Origin of the sequence: Roseateles sp., from assembly GCF_047654805.1 — a bacterium.
Taxonomy (GTDB): domain Bacteria; phylum Pseudomonadota; class Gammaproteobacteria; order Burkholderiales; family Burkholderiaceae_C; genus Pelomonas.
Genome location: NZ_JASGIV010000001.1, coordinates 5,997,070 through 6,013,396, shown reverse-complemented (window position 1 = coordinate 6,013,396; position 16,327 = coordinate 5,997,070). Strand labels below are relative to the sequence as shown.

General features: G+C 68.4%; 17 protein-coding genes. 4 read left to right on the top strand and 13 right to left on the bottom strand.

All coding sequences use genetic code 11. The features are described from left to right. Window position 1 precedes the first annotated feature (1 nt). The 7 genes from QM732_RS27240 to tsaB are packed head-to-tail and all read right to left on the bottom strand — an operon-like array spanning window position 2 to window position 6,618. The gene (locus tag QM732_RS27240) at window positions 2-1,249 is read right to left on the bottom strand and encodes an NAD(P)/FAD-dependent oxidoreductase (RefSeq protein WP_415659222.1); all 1,248 of its coding nucleotides are present in this window, start codon (window positions 1,247-1,249) and stop codon (window positions 2-4) included. After that, the gene (locus QM732_RS27235) at window positions 1,246-1,536 is read right to left on the bottom strand and encodes a c-type cytochrome (RefSeq protein WP_415659221.1); all 291 of its coding nucleotides are present in this window, start codon (window positions 1,534-1,536) and stop codon (window positions 1,246-1,248) included. Before QM732_RS27235 ends, QM732_RS27240 begins: the two co-directional genes overlap by 4 nt. A gap of 11 nt (window positions 1,537-1,547) precedes the next feature. Then, complete coding sequence (locus QM732_RS27230) at window positions 1,548-2,627, bottom strand: class I SAM-dependent methyltransferase (RefSeq protein ID WP_415659220.1); 1,080 nt, start codon at window positions 2,625-2,627, stop codon at window positions 1,548-1,550. A gap of 7 nt (window positions 2,628-2,634) precedes the next feature. Continuing rightward, complete coding sequence (locus tag QM732_RS27225; RefSeq protein ID WP_415659219.1) at window positions 2,635-4,710, bottom strand: putative bifunctional diguanylate cyclase/phosphodiesterase; 2,076 nt, start codon at window positions 4,708-4,710, stop codon at window positions 2,635-2,637. Continuing rightward, window positions 4,707-5,429: a uracil-DNA glycosylase gene (locus QM732_RS27220; RefSeq protein ID WP_415659218.1), complete on the bottom strand. Its 723-nt coding sequence runs from the start codon at window positions 5,427-5,429 to the stop codon at window positions 4,707-4,709. Before QM732_RS27220 ends, QM732_RS27225 begins: the two co-directional genes overlap by 4 nt. Window positions 5,430-5,452: 23 nt before the next feature. Beyond that, window positions 5,453-5,935, bottom strand: a complete 483-nt coding sequence (gene rimI / locus QM732_RS27215) for a ribosomal protein S18-alanine N-acetyltransferase (RefSeq protein ID WP_415659217.1) — start codon at window positions 5,933-5,935, stop codon at window positions 5,453-5,455. Beyond that, complete coding sequence (gene tsaB, locus QM732_RS27210) at window positions 5,932-6,618, bottom strand: tRNA (adenosine(37)-N6)-threonylcarbamoyltransferase complex dimerization subunit type 1 TsaB (protein WP_415659216.1); 687 nt, start codon at window positions 6,616-6,618, stop codon at window positions 5,932-5,934. Before tsaB ends, rimI begins: the two co-directional genes overlap by 4 nt. A gap of 156 nt (window positions 6,619-6,774) precedes the next feature. On the opposite strand from tsaB, the gene QM732_RS27205 reads away from it, so the two are divergent. Then, window positions 6,775-7,155 carry a VOC family protein gene (locus QM732_RS27205; RefSeq protein ID WP_415659215.1) on the top strand — a complete coding sequence of 127 codons (381 nt, stop codon included), beginning with the start codon at window positions 6,775-6,777 and terminating at the stop codon, window positions 7,153-7,155. 133 nt (window positions 7,156-7,288) lie between these two features. Beyond that, the gene (lepB, locus tag QM732_RS27200; RefSeq protein ID WP_415659214.1) at window positions 7,289-7,975 is read left to right on the top strand and encodes a signal peptidase I; all 687 of its coding nucleotides are present in this window, start codon (window positions 7,289-7,291) and stop codon (window positions 7,973-7,975) included. A gap of 3 nt (window positions 7,976-7,978) precedes the next feature. On the opposite strand, the gene QM732_RS27195 is transcribed toward lepB, so the two are convergent. The 3 genes from QM732_RS27195 to QM732_RS27185 are packed head-to-tail and all read right to left on the bottom strand — an operon-like array spanning window position 7,979 to window position 12,209. After that, the gene (locus QM732_RS27195) at window positions 7,979-9,937 is read right to left on the bottom strand and encodes an NAD(P)-binding protein (protein ID WP_415659213.1); all 1,959 of its coding nucleotides are present in this window, start codon (window positions 9,935-9,937) and stop codon (window positions 7,979-7,981) included. Window positions 9,938-9,984: 47 nt separating this feature from the next. Continuing rightward, the gene (locus QM732_RS27190; RefSeq protein WP_415659212.1) at window positions 9,985-11,265 is read right to left on the bottom strand and encodes an ABC transporter permease; all 1,281 of its coding nucleotides are present in this window, start codon (window positions 11,263-11,265) and stop codon (window positions 9,985-9,987) included. Between the two features lie 5 nt (window positions 11,266-11,270). Then, window positions 11,271-12,209, bottom strand: a complete 939-nt coding sequence (locus QM732_RS27185; protein ID WP_415659211.1) for an ABC transporter ATP-binding protein — start codon at window positions 12,207-12,209, stop codon at window positions 11,271-11,273. 120 nt (window positions 12,210-12,329) lie between these two features. On the opposite strand from QM732_RS27185, the gene QM732_RS27180 reads away from it, so the two are divergent. Next, a complete protein-coding gene (locus QM732_RS27180) occupies window positions 12,330-13,247 on the top strand; it encodes a lactate/malate family dehydrogenase (RefSeq protein ID WP_415659210.1) in 918 nt (305 codons plus the stop codon). Window positions 13,248-13,371: 124 nt separating this feature from the next. Further along, window positions 13,372-13,809 (top strand): hypothetical protein, encoded by a 438-nt coding sequence (locus tag QM732_RS27175; RefSeq protein WP_415659209.1) that lies wholly within the window; start codon window positions 13,372-13,374, stop codon window positions 13,807-13,809. Window positions 13,810-13,832: 23 nt separating this feature from the next. On the opposite strand, the gene QM732_RS27170 is transcribed toward QM732_RS27175, so the two are convergent. The 3 genes from QM732_RS27170 to QM732_RS27160 all read right to left on the bottom strand — a co-directional run bounded on the left by QM732_RS27170 (window position 13,833) and on the right by QM732_RS27160 (window position 16,325). After that, on the bottom strand, window positions 13,833-14,963 hold the full coding sequence (locus QM732_RS27170; RefSeq protein WP_415659208.1) for an acyl-CoA dehydrogenase family protein: 1,131 nt from the start codon (window positions 14,961-14,963) through the stop codon (window positions 13,833-13,835). Window positions 14,964-15,030: 67 nt separating this feature from the next. Next, window positions 15,031-15,696 carry an SDR family oxidoreductase gene (locus QM732_RS27165; RefSeq protein ID WP_415659207.1) on the bottom strand — a complete coding sequence of 222 codons (666 nt, stop codon included), beginning with the start codon at window positions 15,694-15,696 and terminating at the stop codon, window positions 15,031-15,033. Beyond that, window positions 15,693-16,325: a LysE family translocator gene (locus tag QM732_RS27160; protein WP_415659206.1), complete on the bottom strand. Its 633-nt coding sequence runs from the start codon at window positions 16,323-16,325 to the stop codon at window positions 15,693-15,695. The genes QM732_RS27165 and QM732_RS27160 overlap by 4 nt, the downstream gene beginning before the upstream one ends. Between the last annotated feature and the right edge of the window lie 2 nt (window positions 16,326-16,327).

Sequence of the window (16,327 nt, the reverse complement as noted above, 5' to 3'; positions counted from 1 at the left end):
CCTAGAGGGCCAACGTATCGGCCCAGATGTTTTCGGCCCAAGCCTGCGCGAAGGCCGCCTCCTGTGCACTCGCGACGGGCGACAGTCCGCCAGCGCCGGACACCGCCTTCATCGTCTTCTCCGCCGCGTCGTACTGGTGCACCGAGGCCACGTGCATGGCCTCGGCTGGCGTCACGAAGCTGTAGCAGGTGTTCATCATCACCGGCGCCGGGTTCACTGCCTCGCCCCTCAACAGCTGCAGCACGGCTGCTGCGGCGAGCTTGGCCTGCTGGTTGGCCAGGTGGGCAGACTTGGGACTGCCCGGCGCCGAGAGGATCGCATCACCCACGACGTGCACGCCCGGCGCGGTTTGTGCCTGCATCGTCAGCCAGTCGATGCCAACCCAGCGGCGATTCACGTTGGCGAAGTCGCGCGCAAGGTCACCGGCGCGCTGCGGCGGGATCAGATTGAGCACGTCGGCCTTCACATCTTCGAACTCGAAGCGCGCCGTGCCGTCGGCCAGCACCTGCTGCAGTTCGGCGTTGGGCCGGTACTCCAGCACGCCGGCGTGGTGCTGAACGAAGGCGCGCTCGAACAGCACCTTCTTGCTCTGCACCTCCGGATTCGCGTCCAGCACCAATAGCTTGGCGCGCGGCTTGGCGCGCCTCAGATAAGAAGCAATCAGGCAGGCCCGCTCGTACGGCCCGGGCGGGCAACGGTAGGGTGCCTTGGGAATGCTCATCAGCACCACACCACCATCGGGCAGGGCCTCGAGCTGCCGACGCAGCGTCAACGTCTGCGCGCCAGCCTTCCAGGCGTGAACGGCGCGGCCACTGTCCAAGGCGGCGGCGAGGCCCGGCAACTCGTCGAGCATGAAGTCGATGCCGGGCGCAAGGATGAGCCGGTCCCAGCCCATCGTGCTGCGGTCGGCCAGTCGTATCGTCCTCGCAGCGGGTTCGATGCCGATGACCTCCCCGCGCACACGCTTCACGCCCTGGGCCTGGAGGCCGTCATAGCCCTGGCTGAGGCTGCCCGGATCCCGCACGCCGGCGATGACAAGGTTGGACATCGGGCAGGACAGGAAGCTCGCATTGCGTTCCACCAGCGTCACGTCGACTGCGGCACCACCCCACAGCTTCAGATACCGCGCCGCCGTCGCGCCGCCAAAACCACCGCCCACGACGACGACTCGACCGACTGGCTCCGTCGGGCTGGCGCAGCCGGCCAGTGCCAGGCTACCCGCCGCAAGCAGCTGGCGCCGCGCGATCATGGCCGCGCTCGGACCGCGAAGTAGGCTGCGACAAGACGCAGCTGTTCCTCGGTGTAGCCCTTGGCGATCTGCGGCATGACCGTACCGGCCTGTTGGCCACTGCGATAGTCGGCCATCCGCTTCAGCATCATGTCGGCCGGCATGCCGGCCAGCGGCGGCATCACGGCACCCTTGGGCCGGCCGTCGCTGCCATGGCAGTTGGCACAGGTGGCCGCCAGGTTGCGGCCGGCATTCACGTCCTGAGCCAGCGCCGGAGCGCACAGCAACAACAGCCACCAAGCCTTCATCGACGCACTCCTCAGAGCTTGTGCGACCGGTCTCCGCGTTCGAACCCGAGGGCGTCGAAGGGCGCACTCAGCGGCGCAAAGCCTATCACCTTGAACAGCTCGCCCATCTCATGCTCGGCCAGCAGGCGGTGCGCCATCGCACGCTCACTCAAGCCGGCACCGGCGAGCAGATCAGCGATGCCGCAGTTGAGCAGGAAGTTCGCCTGGCTGGTATAGCCCAGCACGACAAGGCCGGCGTCCTGGCCGGCCAACGCGGTGCCGGTGAAGTTGACATGGGCCGTGATGTCCTTATCGCCCACGGCGACAAGCGGGTCACCGTCGGCCTGGTGAGCCTGATGGCACATCAGCGTGCCGCCGCGGCGCTGCGGGTGGTAGTACTCGGCCTCGGGAAAGCCGTAGTCGATGAAAAAGGCCGCACCGCGCCTGAGGGTGCGAGCCAGCGTCGCGATGAAGGCATCGCCCTGGGGATGGATCTCGGTGACCGTGCCGGGCACGAAGCCGGTCTCCAGCGGTGGCCGCAACATGCTGTCGCGGTCCTCGAAGGCGAAGCCCTCTCCCGCCGGTACGACCCCGCGCTCGCGCCAGGTCTGGCCATCGAAGGCCAGCAGTTGCACGGGCATCGCATCCAGCACTTCGTTGCCGATGACAACCGCCTCTAACTCGGTCGGCAGCGTGTCCAGCCACTCGATGCGCTCGCCCCAATGGGCGAGCCGCTCGCGCTGGCGTTCGCGCAGGTCCGCGGACAACTCGACGATACGGTAGCGCGCCAGGCCCGCACCCAGCGCATCAAGCTCGGCAATCAGCTGCGCCGCCAGCACGCCCGAACCGGCGCCGAACTCGACGATATCGCGGCAGCCGCTGGCATCCATGGCCTGGGCCAGTTGGCGTGCGAACGCGCGGCCGAACAGCGGCGACATCTCTGGCGCCGTGACGAAGTCCGACCCCCCGTCCGGCATCTGGCCAAACTTGCGCCGACTGCCCGCGTAATAGCCAAGGCCTGGCTCGTACAGCGCCAGGCTCATGAAACGGTCGAACGGCAGCCAGCCGCCGGCCGCAGCGATTTCGGCGTGAATCTTCTGCACCAATGTCATCGCGCCCTCACCTGGCCTTCACCCAGGCCTCGAACTCGGCCGCCGGCATCGGCGCACCGACCAGCTCGCCCTGGAACTGCTGGCAACCCCAGCCGGCCAGCAACTGCCACTGGGCGGCGCTGCGCACGCCCTCGGCCGTGACAGTGAGTCCCAGACCCACGGCCATCTGCACGATGGCGCGCGTGATGGCCTGGGCGCCGACATCGTCGGGCAGGCGAGCAACGAAGCTCTGGTCGATCTTGAGCTTGTCCAGCGGCAGCTCGGTCAGGTGGGCCAGCGAGGTATAACCAGTCCCGAAATCGTCTACCGATACCGTGAGTCCCAACGCGCGCAGCTGGGCCAGCGTGGTCGGCGCGTGCTCGATGTCGTCGATGAGCATGCGCTCCGTCAGCTCCAACTCCAGCCAGCGGCCCTGGGCACCGGTCTCGGCAAGCAGTCGCTCCACCGTATCGGCAAAGCCCTCAAGGTGGAACTGCATGCGCGACAGGTTGACGGCGATGCGCATAGGCCCATGGCCATCGGTCAACCCCTTCTCGCGCCAGCGCCGCGCCGTCGTAGCCGCCTCACGGAGCACCCATTCGCCAAGCGACAGCATCAGGCGGTGGCGCTCGGCCACGAAGATGAAGGCGTCAGGGCTAAGCAGGCCGCGCTGCGGATGGCGCCAGCGCAGCAGCGCCTCGGCACCGGAGAACCGGCCCGTCGCCGCCTCGACCTGGGGCTGGAAGAACAGCTCGAACTCATTGCGGGTGAGGCCCTGCGCCAGTTCGGCTTCCAGCACCAGATCGGCATAGGCCGTTTCCGCCAGTGCCGGCTCAAAGAACTGGTACGTCGCACGCCCTCGCGCCTTCGCGCGGTACATGGCCGTGTCGGCGTGCTGGATGAGCTCATCCGCTTGCCGCCCGTCGTCAGGATAGACGGCCACGCCGATGGATGGCGTGACGGACAGCGCGCGGCCGTCGGCCTTGACAGGCACCTCGACGACGGACAGCAGCGCCTCCAACACGACGACGATGTCCGCGCGGGTGGCCAGGTCAGTCAGCAGCACCACGAACTCGTCGCCACCGAAACGCCCGACCAGGTCGCTGCCGCGCAGAGCCCCCACCAGCCGCTCTGACACCGTCGTCAGCACCTGGTCGCCTTCAAGATGCCCCAGGGAGTCGTTGACTCGCTTGAAGTTGTCCAGGTCGATGAACAGCAGCGCCAGCATCTCGCCCTTGCGCTCGGCGCGCCGCATCAGCAAGGCCATGCGATCCATGAAGGCGGCACGATTGAGCAGACCGGTCAGCCCATCGTGCAAGGCCAGGTGCTGGATGCGCGCCTCGCTGGCGAGACGGTCGCGGATGTCACGCACCACCGCCATGCGCAGCTTCTCGCCATCCAGCTCCACGGTGCGCATGATGAGTTCGACGGGAATGCGCGAGCCGCTGCGGTGCTTGATGACGGTCTCGTAGCGCAGCTCCTGGCTCTGCTGCATGACCTCGCGCACCTTGGGCAGTTCATCTTCGGCCACGAAGGCCAGCACATGCTGGCCGATCAGCTCTTCGGCCGGCCAACCCGTCAGCGCGCACAGCGGTGGGTTCACGTCAGTCATTCGACCGTCGCGGTGAAAGAGGATGCCTTCCACCGTCGCCTGCATGAACTTGTCGAGGCGGGTCTCGGATTCGCGCAGCTGCCGTTCGGCCTCACGGTGGCGGGTGATGTCGTAGACCAGCACCCAACTGCCCAGCAACACGCCGGTGTCGTCGAACTGTGGAATCAGGTGGATCTCGTGGCAAGAGCGTCCGCCGCCTGGGCGTTGCAGCTCGCGCTCGTAGACGACCGGCTTGTGGTCGCGCACCAGGTCGTCAACCGACACGCGCACCTGCTCGTAGGCCGCGGCACCGACGATTTCGCTGAAATGCAGGCCGACGATGGACTCCTGCGTGAGGCCGAAAGCCTCGGCATAGCCGCGGTTGGCGAACAAGCAGCGGTGGTCCGCCGCGCCGTACAGCGCGATCCAAGCCGGCACATGGTCCGCAAGCATGCGAAAGCGCGCCGCGTCCAGGGCCTGACGTTCGAATTCGAGAGGGGTAAGCGCGTTCACGAGGTTTGCATCGTCCGGCGGGCCAGGCACAGGTCGTCCCAGGCTCCGGCCTTGTCGGCCGTCGAACGCAAAAGATACGCCGGATGGTAGGAGACCACCACGGGCAGGCCGCGCCATCGGTGCACCCGGCCGCGCAGCCGGCCCAGCGGCTCGGCCAAGCCGGTCAGCCGCCGTGCCGCCTGCAGGCCCAGGGCCAGCACGAGGCGAGGCCGCAACAGCTCGATCTGGGCTGCCAGCACGGCCTCGCAAGCCTCCAGCTCGGGCGGCTGTGGCGCACGGCCACGCGGCGGGCGGCACTTGACGATGGGGGTCACGAAGGCGCTCGTCGCGTCACCGCCGCGTCGCTGGCCGACGGCCAGCAGCATGCGGTCCAGCAGGCGCCCGGCCTCACCACCAGAAGCTTCGCCACTGGCGTCGTCGGACTCGTCCGGAGGGTCGGTCACGACCAACCACTGCACCTGCTCCAGCGCACCATTGCCGAAGACGGCGTTGCGTCGCTGCTCGCACAGCCCGCAGGCGCGGCAGGCAGACACCGCCTCGCGCAGCGCCGGCAGGCCCAGACCCGCGAAACTCGCTGGCGCCACGGAAGCTGCCACGCGCACGACGACAGGCGGCGGCGGCGCGACGACGATGGGTTCGGGCTCGGCATGCTCGACGACCTCGGCTTCGGCCACAACCGACGCAGCAACAGGCAGCCGAAACCCCATTTCGGCCAGCATGGCCCTTTGACGCGCATCCCAGCTCATACCGCCACCGACAGGCTCATCAGGATCGCGTCTTCGCGGGGGCCCTGCTGCACCGGGTAGTAGGCGCGGCGCCGCCCCACCTCGGCAAAGCCGTAGCGCTGGTAGACATCCCGGGCGCGCGCATTGCCGACACGCACCTCCAGCCACAACTGTGGCAGGCCGCGGCGGCGGCATTCTTCGACCAGGCGGTCCAGCATGGTCACGGCCAGTCCGTGCCCCTGCCAGCCAGGCACGACAGTGATGTTGAGCAGGTGCATCTCATCCACGCCCGGCATGGCGACCCAATAGCCCAACAACTCGGCGCGCGGCCCGCGCAGCACCTCGGCCGGATAGCCCGCAGCCAGCGAATCGACGAAGTTGCCGTGCGTCCAAGGCACGGGATAGGCCAGGCGCTCCGCGGCCAGGACCTCGGTCAGGTCGGGCACTCGCATCGCCGCGGCCTCGAAGGACGGCGTGCTGGGCTGGATGACGGCATTCATGCCTTGGCAGCCTCCCGCTCGGCCGTCGTGAGCGCGACCTTGTCGCGCACGTACACCGGCAGTGCCTCGGCCGGGTCCCGCATCTCGCCGCGCTCCCAGGCGGCCAGGGCCAGGGCGCCAAGAGCGGCAGCGCGGGAACGCGCCCGGGGCCACGCGCGGGGCAAGTCACCAAGCACGCTGGCGTACTCGGTCAGCGCCGTGCCCGCAGCGGCGGCAGGCTCGCCCCAATGGACAGCCAGTACCTCGGGGCGGTAGAGGCCTGGGGCCTCGACCACCGCCCAGGCATCCTCGGTCCAACGGTAGCGGGCCGCATAGATCTCGCCGATGCGCGCGTCCATGGCAACCCACACATCATCGCCCGCGCCTTGGGCGCGCGCGTCCTCAGCAACCAGCATCAGGCTGTCGACGGCCAGCACTGGCCGGTCCAGGCCGAAGGCCAGCCCCTGCGCGACGGCACAGGCTGTGCGCAGGCCGGTGAAAGCGCCGGGACCCTGACCGAAGGCGATGGCGTCGAGGTCGGCCATAACCAGGCCCGCATCGGCCAGCAAAGCCTTGACCTCGGGAAGCATGCGCGCTGAGGCCTGGGAGCCGCCTGCGGCCTCAATGACCCGGATCCGCCCTGGCGTAACGAGGGCCAGGGCCATCGTGTCGGTGGAGCTATCGAGAGCCAGGAGAGAGGGCATCGAGGCAGTGTAGCTTTCGGGTCATGGCCGAGGGGCCGAGGGGCCGCTGCAACGGCGCAGATTGCAGGCCTGTCCTGGCGCACGGCCTGCGCCGCGCCTAAGCTTCAGTCAGCGCCCGGCGCCACGCCCGGACGCCCCACGGTGGAAGGAGGGCCTATGCTGACCGGCGCCCCTATGACGACGATGCTTCCCGTGATCGACATGGCGCGTGCCCGGCGCTTCTACGAGGACTGCCTCGGTTTCCGGCCCGGCGAACTGCGGCCGGACGGCAAGTTCATCTACAACGTCGGCGGCGCCCGGCTGGCCCTGTTTCACAAACCCGAGGGCACCCAGGCCGAGCACACCGCCGTCAGCTTCCAAGTGACGCACATCGCCGCCAGCGTCGCCGAACTGGAGCGCTCGGGCGTGGTCTTCGAGGATTACGACCAGCCGGGCTTCAGAACGGTGGACCATGTCTGCGTGCTGGGCGCCGAGAAGGCTGCCTGGTTCAAGGACACGGAGGGCAACTTTCTTTGCCTGCACGAGGATCTTGAGTAACGGCCCGGCGCTGACCATACCGGGCGCAGTCGCGCCGCCATTCGCGCGCACCCGCCGCCATTCATCCACGCCAACCCACCGGTCGCCCGCACGGATCACCGGAAGCCGCGCTGATCCATGCAGCATGCAGGTCATGAACATCCGGCATCTGCTCCGCGACAACCGCGGCTTCATCCTGTTCTTGCTCAGCTTTGCACTGTTCCGCACCGCGGTGGCCGACTGGAATCCCATCCCGTCGGGCTCGATGCGGCCAACGCTGCTGGAGGGCGATGTAGTCCTCGTCAACCGCCTGGCCTATGACCTCAAGCTGCCGCTGACCGACGTCGTGCTGATGCCGTTGGCCGAGCCGCGACGCGGCGACGTCGTCACGCTCAGCTCGCCAGCCGGCGGGACGCGCCTCATCAAGCGCATCGTCGGCCTGCCGGGCGACCACATCGCGATGCGTGACGGCGTGCTGGTACTGAACGGCCGGCCGCAGGCCTACAGAGACAGCCATACCCAGGGTGAGACTGTCACGCCAGGCTGGGTCGTTGACGCGCTGCGCGCCACCGAGGACCTCGGGGGCCGGCCGCATGCCGTGCAGTTCCTGCCCGCGCTGCAAGCGCGGCGCGACTTCGCCGAGATGACCGTTCCGCCAGGCAGGTACTTCCTGCTCGGCGACAACCGCGACAACAGCGAGGATTCGCGATTCATCGGCACCGTGCCCCGCGAGCGGCTCATAGGGCGCGCCCACCATGTGCTTGTGTCGGCCGACTGGCTGGGCGAGGATGGCTGGCGCCTGGCGCCCCGCTTCAGCCGCTGGGCGATGGCCATCCGCTGACGGCTACAGGCTGCCGTCGCGTTCGGACCAGCGGAAGTCGTAGACCGGGCGCACGATGTCGTTGACGATCTCCAGCGCGGCGCGGTGGCCCTGGGCAAAGGCGGCGTTGGTCAGCGAGGTCGCCGCGGCGTCCGAGTTCGCAATGGCGATTCGGCCGAAACGCTGGCGGCCGACCACCCAGGGTGCATCGTCCGTGTCATAAAGCTCGTTGGCACCGCCGGCATAGCCATGCGCCCAGCGGCAGACCGTGATGCCGGCGATGTCGCGTGCCGCGTCGAATCCGCCTGCGCCCAGCATGCGGTTGAGCTGGGATCGGATGTCTCGCTCGAGCGCCTCGAAGGACAGGGCCTGCAAAGTCGCGCGCGCCGCCTTCCAGCGTTCACGTGGCTGCAGGCCGGCATGGCGCTGGTCGAGCACATGCCGCGACAGATTCATGAAGAGCACTGTCGGATCGTCCGGCGTACGCGCGTTCGCGTAGGCGCCACCCCACTCCGGCATGGCCCAGGGCGTCGTAAACGCAAAAGGCATGCCACGGCTGCCAATGCCGTAGACGCCCAGCTTCTCGAACGCGCGCCAGTTGCGGACTGCCACGAAGCTGCGCAGTTGCGCCTTGCGCACAGACCGGCGCAGCGCCACCTTCTGCTCCTCGGGCAGCTCAGGCACCAGGTAGGGCAGCATCGCGTTAAAGCAGGCCATCACGGCGGCACCGGCCCGCACGCGCCGGGCCTGCCCACCCTGCACATAGGTGACGTCGACCGCGCGGGCAGCGCCTGGATCACCGACGTGCGCGACGCGCGCCACCATGCTGGAGAGCCGGACGCGCACGTCGCTGCCAGGCTGGTCAAGCCGGTCGTAGCGCAGTGGGGCACGGATCGAATCCTCCGCCGTGGTTCCGGGCAGCGAGCCGGGCACCAGATGGCGGATCAGCAGGCGCGCCACGCCTGCGTTGCCGTCCGGGAACTGGATCAGCTCGCCCACGTCGGCGACCACGTTGGAGCGCCGCTCGACCTTGGGCAGGCCCAGGCCGGCGAAGGACTGCGGGTAGGTGCGCGACGCAGCCCAGGCGCTCATGGTGTCAAAGCCTGCCGAACTGTTGTCCATGTCGTTGCCCCAGCCGGCTGCGTGGTAATCCACCGCCTCGGGTGGCAGCTTGGCGACGTTGAGCAGGTAGTCGGTGAACGACATCTTGCGCAGCCGCCGGATCTTCTCCTCGACGCCCAGCCCGGCCATATGGTCGGCGGTGTCGGTAAAGTACCTGACCATGCCCGCCTTGACGGGCTCTGGCAGCGGCGTGGCGTCGTAGTGGGCCCGCAGCTTATCGGCCGTGATGCCCTGCAGCGAGGGATTCAGCAGCAGCCGGTCGCTGCCGAAGGCCTCGCGGTTGTAGAAGGTGCCGGGACGTAGACCGGCAGCCGCGAAGGCATCGCGGTCAACCTCCACATGGCGGCGATAGCGCTCGCGGTCGATGCCGATGTCCGCCAGCATGCGCAGGGACTCGGGCGAGAAGGTATTGAGGTTCCAGAGCTCCTGCGTGCCGCCGCAGACCAACAGCTGCCGGCCATCGACGTCAAACTCGACGCGACGCGCATGGCCGCCAAAATCGTCGCAACCGTCCAGCAGCAGGATCTTCGCGCCCGGCAGTTGCTGGCGGTAGAACCAGGCCGCCGCCAGTCCCGACATGCCGGCACCGACGACGACCAGGTCATAGTGTTCGCCAGTGTCAGCAGCGGCACCGAAACCCTTGCCATCACGGACCGCGTGGCCCGCCTCCATCGCCGCGCTGTCAAAGCCGCGCAGGCCCCGCTGCCGCGGCGGTGCAACGGCATCGACCGCGCCCGCCCGCGCTGAGCCGCCCACCGACAGCGCCGCCGCGCCGGCGGCCATGCCATCGAGGAAATCCCGGCGCGATATCGGGCGATCCAACCCCAAGGCGCGATCGTCGGCACTGTGGCGCTGGCTCATGCGTCCCTCCCGGTGATGGCGAAGGCCTAGTGTCCGCGATGCGCTGCTCACTCTTCCCAGCGGAAACGCCAGATCGCGACCATCCCGAACACCGCACTGAAGCCCAGCATCACGGCACTGGGCAGCAGCGCATCGGCGAAGGGCAAGCCGCGCCAGGTCATCGCATCCAGCGCATCGACGGCCCAACGCGTGGGCACGGCCAGCGACAGGGTCTGCAGCCACTCCGGGAAGATGAAGGCCGGCACCCAGGCACCGCCCAGCATCACCATCAGCAGCGTCGCCAGGATGGCCAGGCCGCGCGTCGCCTCGGGTGTGCGGCCCAGCGCGGCGACAAGCAGGCCAAAACTGGCTGTCAGCAGCGAGAAGCAGACCAGCACCAGCGCAAAGCCAGCGGGACTGCCCAGCACCCGCACGCCAAAAGCGGCGATGGCCACTGCGTATATGACGGCGAAGACGATCAGCGAGATCAGCGCGCTGGCCAGGATGCGGCTGCCCAGCAGTTGGGCGCGCGACAGCGGCGCCGCACGCAACCGCTTCCACAACCCCAGGCGCCGCATCAACAGCAGGCCCAGCGCCAGCTCGACGCCGCTCATCAGGATGAACTGCACGCCCATGCCTGCGAAGGAGTGCGCGTAGCTGTTGTAAGCCACCGGCGCGGCGTTGGCGCTGGACTGCAGCGCCTCGATTTCGCGAGTGGAATAGGGCAGAGAAAGTCCCCCGGCCTGGGGCGTGGACGCCGCGGAGATCGCTGCGTCGGCGTGCTGCACCTGGGCGATGGCGTCGAACATCTTCACGAGGTCCTCGCGCTGGCCGGCGGGCAGGCTGGCCGCGCCGCGCACCTGCTGCTGCATCCTCGCCAGCCCCGCGCCGCTCAAGGTGGCGCGGCTGACCTCCTGCATCAGCGTTTGCGCCAGCAGACCACGCACGACGGCCAGTGCACTGGCCTGCGAGGGGTCGTAGTGCAGCGTGATCTCTGGCTTGCTGCCGCCGAACATCGCCGTGCCCGCCTGCTCGCCAAGGCCCTGCGGCAGCACGGCCACCGCGCGCAGCCTGCCAGCGCGCACCTGCGCCACGGCGTCGGCTTCGTCGGTGACAGTAGTCTTCAGCGAGGACTCGGCCCGCAGCGCCGCGACGACGCTGCGCGACAGCACGCTGCCGTCCAGGTCCACGACGCCGATGGGGATGCCGGCCATCTTGCTGCTGCCACCGAACAGGCTGCCGAAGAATGCGGCGATGAGGATGGGTGCGACGATGCTCATCAGCACCGCGCGGCGGTTCGAGAAGTGCAGCTTGATCTCTGCGCTGACCAGGGCGAGCAGGGCTTGCATGGCGATCAGTCCCGGAGCTGGCGGCCCGTCAGAGCCAGGAACACGTCTTCGAGCGTGGCGCGCGCGGAAGCCAGGCCACCCACCTGGATGCCGCGCCCTGCCAGCGCTGCGAGCAGCGGACCCGTGTCGCGACCGATGTCGGCCATGCCGACTTCCAGCCGCTGGCCCACACGTTTCAGCCCAGAAAAGCCGGGCAGGCCCCGCAGCAGCGCATCGTCAGGCTCGCCCACCATCTCGACATGCAGCGTCTGCGTGGCCGGCAGCAGCGCATGGAGCTGGGCCTGAGTGCCGCTGGCGACGACGACGCCATGGTCGACGATGACTATGCGGTCGGCCAGACGCTCAGCTTCCTCCATGTAGTGCGTCGTATAGATCAGCGCCTTGCCGGCCGCCTTGAGCCGTTCCAGGTTGTCGAAGATGGCGTTGCGGCTCTGCGGGTCGACGCCGGCCGTGGGCTCATCGAGCAGGATGACCTCGGGGTCGTGGATCAGCGCGCAGGCGATGTTCAGGCGACGCTTCATGCCCCCGGAGAAGGTGGCCGGCCGGTCCTTGGCACGGTCACTCAGGCCTACCAGGGCCAGCACCTCGTCGGCCCGGCGCTTCAGCAGCCCGGGCGGCATGCCGTAAAGAGCTCCGAACAGCTCCAGGTTCATGCGCGCCGGCAGCTCCTCGTAGAGCGCGATGTCCTGCGGCACCAGGCCGATGCGGCGCTTGTAGCCAGCCTCGTCAGAGGCAAGGCTGACGCCACCTGACAGCGTCACGCTGCCCGCGTCGGGCTGCGTCAGGCCGCAGATCATGCCCACCGTCGTCGATTTGCCTGCACCATTGGGCCCAAGCAGGCCCAACACCTCGCCGGAGCGCAGCGTCAGGCTGACGTCCTGCACCGCCACCCGGTCCCCGTAGGTCTTGCGCAGGGCGCGGGCCATCAGCACTTCGTTCGTCATGCCGCTTGTCTCCTGAATCGAGCAGGAGGCCATGCTAGAGGCGCTCCCGAGCGGCACCGGCGAGCTTGCGACGAATGGCGAGCCGGACGGACGAATCGACGGTGGCGCCATACTGGAGGCATGAAGGCACGCATAGGCATCATCGGCACCGGCTGGGTGGGCACCAGCGTGGCCTTCTCTACCTTGCTGGCTGGCCATGCTGGCGAGCTCTGGCTGCACGACCAGCGCGCCGACGTCGCCGAGGGCGAGGCCATGGACCTGGCCGACGGCGCGGCTTTCTACCCGCGCTGCGCGGTGCGCGCCGTGACGCTGGAACAAATGCGTGAGGCCGAGATCGTCGTGCTGGCCGCCGGCCGCAACGGCCGCCCGCAGGAGAGCAGGCTGGACCTGCTGCGCGACAACGCCCGCATCGCCTCCAGCATCGGCAGCGTGCTGGCCGGCTCGAACGCCATCGTGCTGGTCGTAACCAACCCGGTCGACGTGTTGACCCGCGTCGTCGCTCAGGCCAGCGGACTGCCGTTGGAACGCGTGATCGGAACCGGCACGCTGCTGGACACTGCGCGATTGCGCGAACGCTTGGCCAGGCAACTGAGCCTGTCCACCCAATCCGTTCACGCCCAGGTCGTCGGGGAGCATGGTGATTCGTCGGTGATGCTGTGGTCGGGTGCTCGCGTCGGCGGCACGGCCTTGCGTGACTGGCCCGGCTGGAAGGCCGCGGACGAAGCGTCGCTAGCCCTGCAAGTGCGGCGCGCCGCCTATGAGGTCATCCGGCGCAAGGGCGCCACCAACCACGCCATCGGCCTGGTGACGGCCGAGCTGATCGGCTGCCTGGTCAACGACGAACGCCGACTGCTGCCGGTCAGCCGCGTCCAAAACGGCGCCTGCGGCATCCACGGCGTAGCGCTGTCGCTGCCGGCCGTGGTGGGCATGGGCGGCGCGGCGCAGGTCGTCGAGCCGGCGCTGGACGCGGCCGAGCGCGACGCGCTAAGGGCATCGGCCGCCGTGCTGGGCGCCGCATTCGATGCCCTGAGCGGCTGAGCCGAGCCCTCACCGGGCGCATCCACAAGCTTGCGGATGGCCGCCTCGGCAAGGACAGCATCGCGAAGGGCGACCCTTCTAAAAGCTGAGGGTCGAATTTCTCGACACGTCGAAGGAGCACCTCATGCAAAGACTGTCACCGACCCTGCTCGCGCTGGCGCTGGCCTGCGCTTCGACCCTGGGCTGGGCCCAGGATGCCAAGCCCTACAGGGACGGCCCCGTCACGGAGGTCTCCTACATCAAGGTCCGGCCCGGCCGCTTTGACGACTACATGCAGTTCCTGTCCACCACCTACCGGGCCAACATGGACGCGCAGAAGAAGGCCGGCCTGATCGTCAGCTACAACATCTTTGGCAAGCAGGCCAGGACGCCGCAGGAGCCCGACCTGATCCTGACTGTCACCTACGCCAACATGGCCGCGCTCGACCGCAGCGACGAGTTCGAGGCAGTCTCGGCCAAGGTGCTGGGCAACAGCGCGGCCCAGAACAAGGCCACCATCGAGCGCGGCCCCATGCGCGACGTGCTGGGCAGCGAGCTGATCCGCGAACTTGTGCTGAAGTAAAGCCGCGACGGGTGCATCACGGCTCAGGCCAACGCGCGCCCGATCAGGATCTTCTGCACCTCACTCGTGCCCTCGTAGATCTGCGTCACGCGCACGTCGCGGTAGATGCGTTCCACGGGGAAGTCGCTGAGGTAGCCGTAGCCGCCATGGATCTGTATGGCTTCGGAGCAGACGCGCTCGGCCATCTCACTGGCGAACAGCTTGGCCATGGCGGCCTCCTTCAGGCAGGGCCGGCCGGCGTCCTTCAGGCTGGCTGCATGCCAGATCAGCTGGCGCGCCGCCTCGATCTGCGTGGCCATGTCGGCCAACTTGAACTGCACGGCCTGGTGGCTAAAGATGGGCTGGCCGAAGGTCACGCGGTCCTTGCTGTAGCGCAGCGCCGCCTCGAACGCCGAGCGCGCCATGCCCACGCTCTGCGACGCGATGCCGATGCGCCCGCCCTCCAGGCCCGACAGCGCAATCTTTAGGCCTTGACCCTCCTCGCCCAGTAGGTTGGCAGCCGGCACGCGGCAGTCCTCGAACAGGATCTGGGCCGTGTCGCTGCTGTGCTGGCCCATCTTCTCCTCGATGCGCGCGACTTGATAGCCGGCCGTGCCGGTGGGCACGACAAAGGCGCTGATGCCCTTCTTGCCGGCGGCCTTGTCCGTCACGGCCATGACGATGGCAACGTCACCATGCTTGCCACTCGTGATGAACTGCTTGACGCCGTTGAGCACGTAGTGCTCCCCATCGCGCGTGGCCGTGGTCTTCAGGCCGCCCGCCTCGGAGCCCACATGCGGCTCGGTCAGGCAGAACGCCCCAAGCATGTCGCCGCGTGCCAGGGGTTTTAGGAAGCGCTCCTTCTGCTCGTCGTTCGCGAAGCTCATCAGGATGGAGCAGACGGGGCAGTTGTTGACGCTGACTACCGTGCTGGTGCCGCCGTCGCCCGCCGCGATCTCTTCCAGGATCACCGACAGGGCCAGGTAGTCCAGGCCCGCGCCGTCCCACTCGGCGGGCACGGCAACGCCGTAGCAACCCAGCGCGGCCAGGCCCTTCAGCTGTTCGGCGGGGAAGTGATGGTTCCTATCCCAGGCTGCGGCATGGGGAGCGATCTCGGCCTGCACGTAGGCGCGGATGGCGTCCTGCACGGCGAGGTGGTCTTCGGGGAGGAGCATGGGTGGCGCTTTCCGACAAACGTTGGGGTGGCGCTATTGTCGAACGCCCCTTCAGGAACGACAGCCGCTACCAGGCCAGGCGCTGCCCGTCGTAATTGAAGAAGCTGCCCGTGTCCGCCGGCTTCACGCTGGCAAGCACGGTGCGCATACCGGCGATGCTGGTCGTCGCATCGATGTCGGCACCAGCGCCGCCCATGTCGGTGCGTACCCAGCCGGGATGGAAGCTGACGACGGTAGCCTGTCCCGCGAGAGCCAGAGACGCGTCCCGCATCACCGAATTCGCGGCCGCTTTGGACGCGCGGTAGAGCCAGCCGGTGCTGCTCGCGCGCAGGCCCAATGAGCCCATCTTGGACGAAATGATGGCCACCCGCGCCCCGGGCGCCAGGGCTTCGGCGATCTGCGGCAGCAGTCGCATCGGGGCCAGCACGTTGGTATGCATGACGGCGTCGAAGTCGGCGACCGTGGGCGTCTCCAGGCCCTTGGTGGCGGGGCCATACACGCCCGCGTTGATGACAACCACGTCGAAGCGCTCGCCGTCGATCATCCAGGCCAGGCCGGACACGCTGGCCGCATCGGCCACGTCCAGCTTCAGCGCACGGGCGCCATGGGCGCGCAATCGCTCCAGCGCGGCGTCATCGCGCGCCGTGGCCGTGATGCGGGCGCCGGCCGCGCGGTATTGACGGACAAACTCAAGCCCGAGGCCGCGCGACGCGCCGACGATGAGGACATTCATGGTTTGGTGAAGGCCAGTTTCGCAGCCAGCAATGTGAACAGCCCGGCGCCGCCGAGGTTGAGACCGCGCCCCACCCAGGGCCGCGGCTTGCTGCGGCGCAGCGGCGCGACGAGGGCAATCAGCGCAAGCAAGAAGAGCAACCCCTGCGCGATAAACCACGCGCCAAGGAAGAGGAAGGCCAGTGTCTTGCTCGGTGCGGAGACATCAATGAACTGGGGCAGCAGTGCGAGGAAGAAAAGTGCCACCTTGGGGTTCAGCGCGTTCGTGAAGAAACCCTGGCGCGCCGTGCGCCACAGCGAGGGCGGCGCGTTGACTTCGACCGTGGTGGTCGGCGGCCTCAGCCCCGCACGCGCCAGCCCGAACGCCACATAGAGCAGGTAGGCCGCGCCCATGAGCTTGATGGCCGTGAAGGCCTCGGCGGACGTGGCCAGTAGCGCAGCCAGGCCGAATGCCGCCGCCAGCGTGTGCAGCACGCAGCCGCCCATGGTGCCCAGCGCCGCAGCAACGCCCTGGCGCCAGCCGCCGCGCAGCGTGCTTGCGACCGTGTAGGCCATGTCCACGCCCGGCGTGGCATTCAACACGAACACCGTCGCGGTGAAAAGCCCGAGGTCGTGGACACCCAACTGCATGG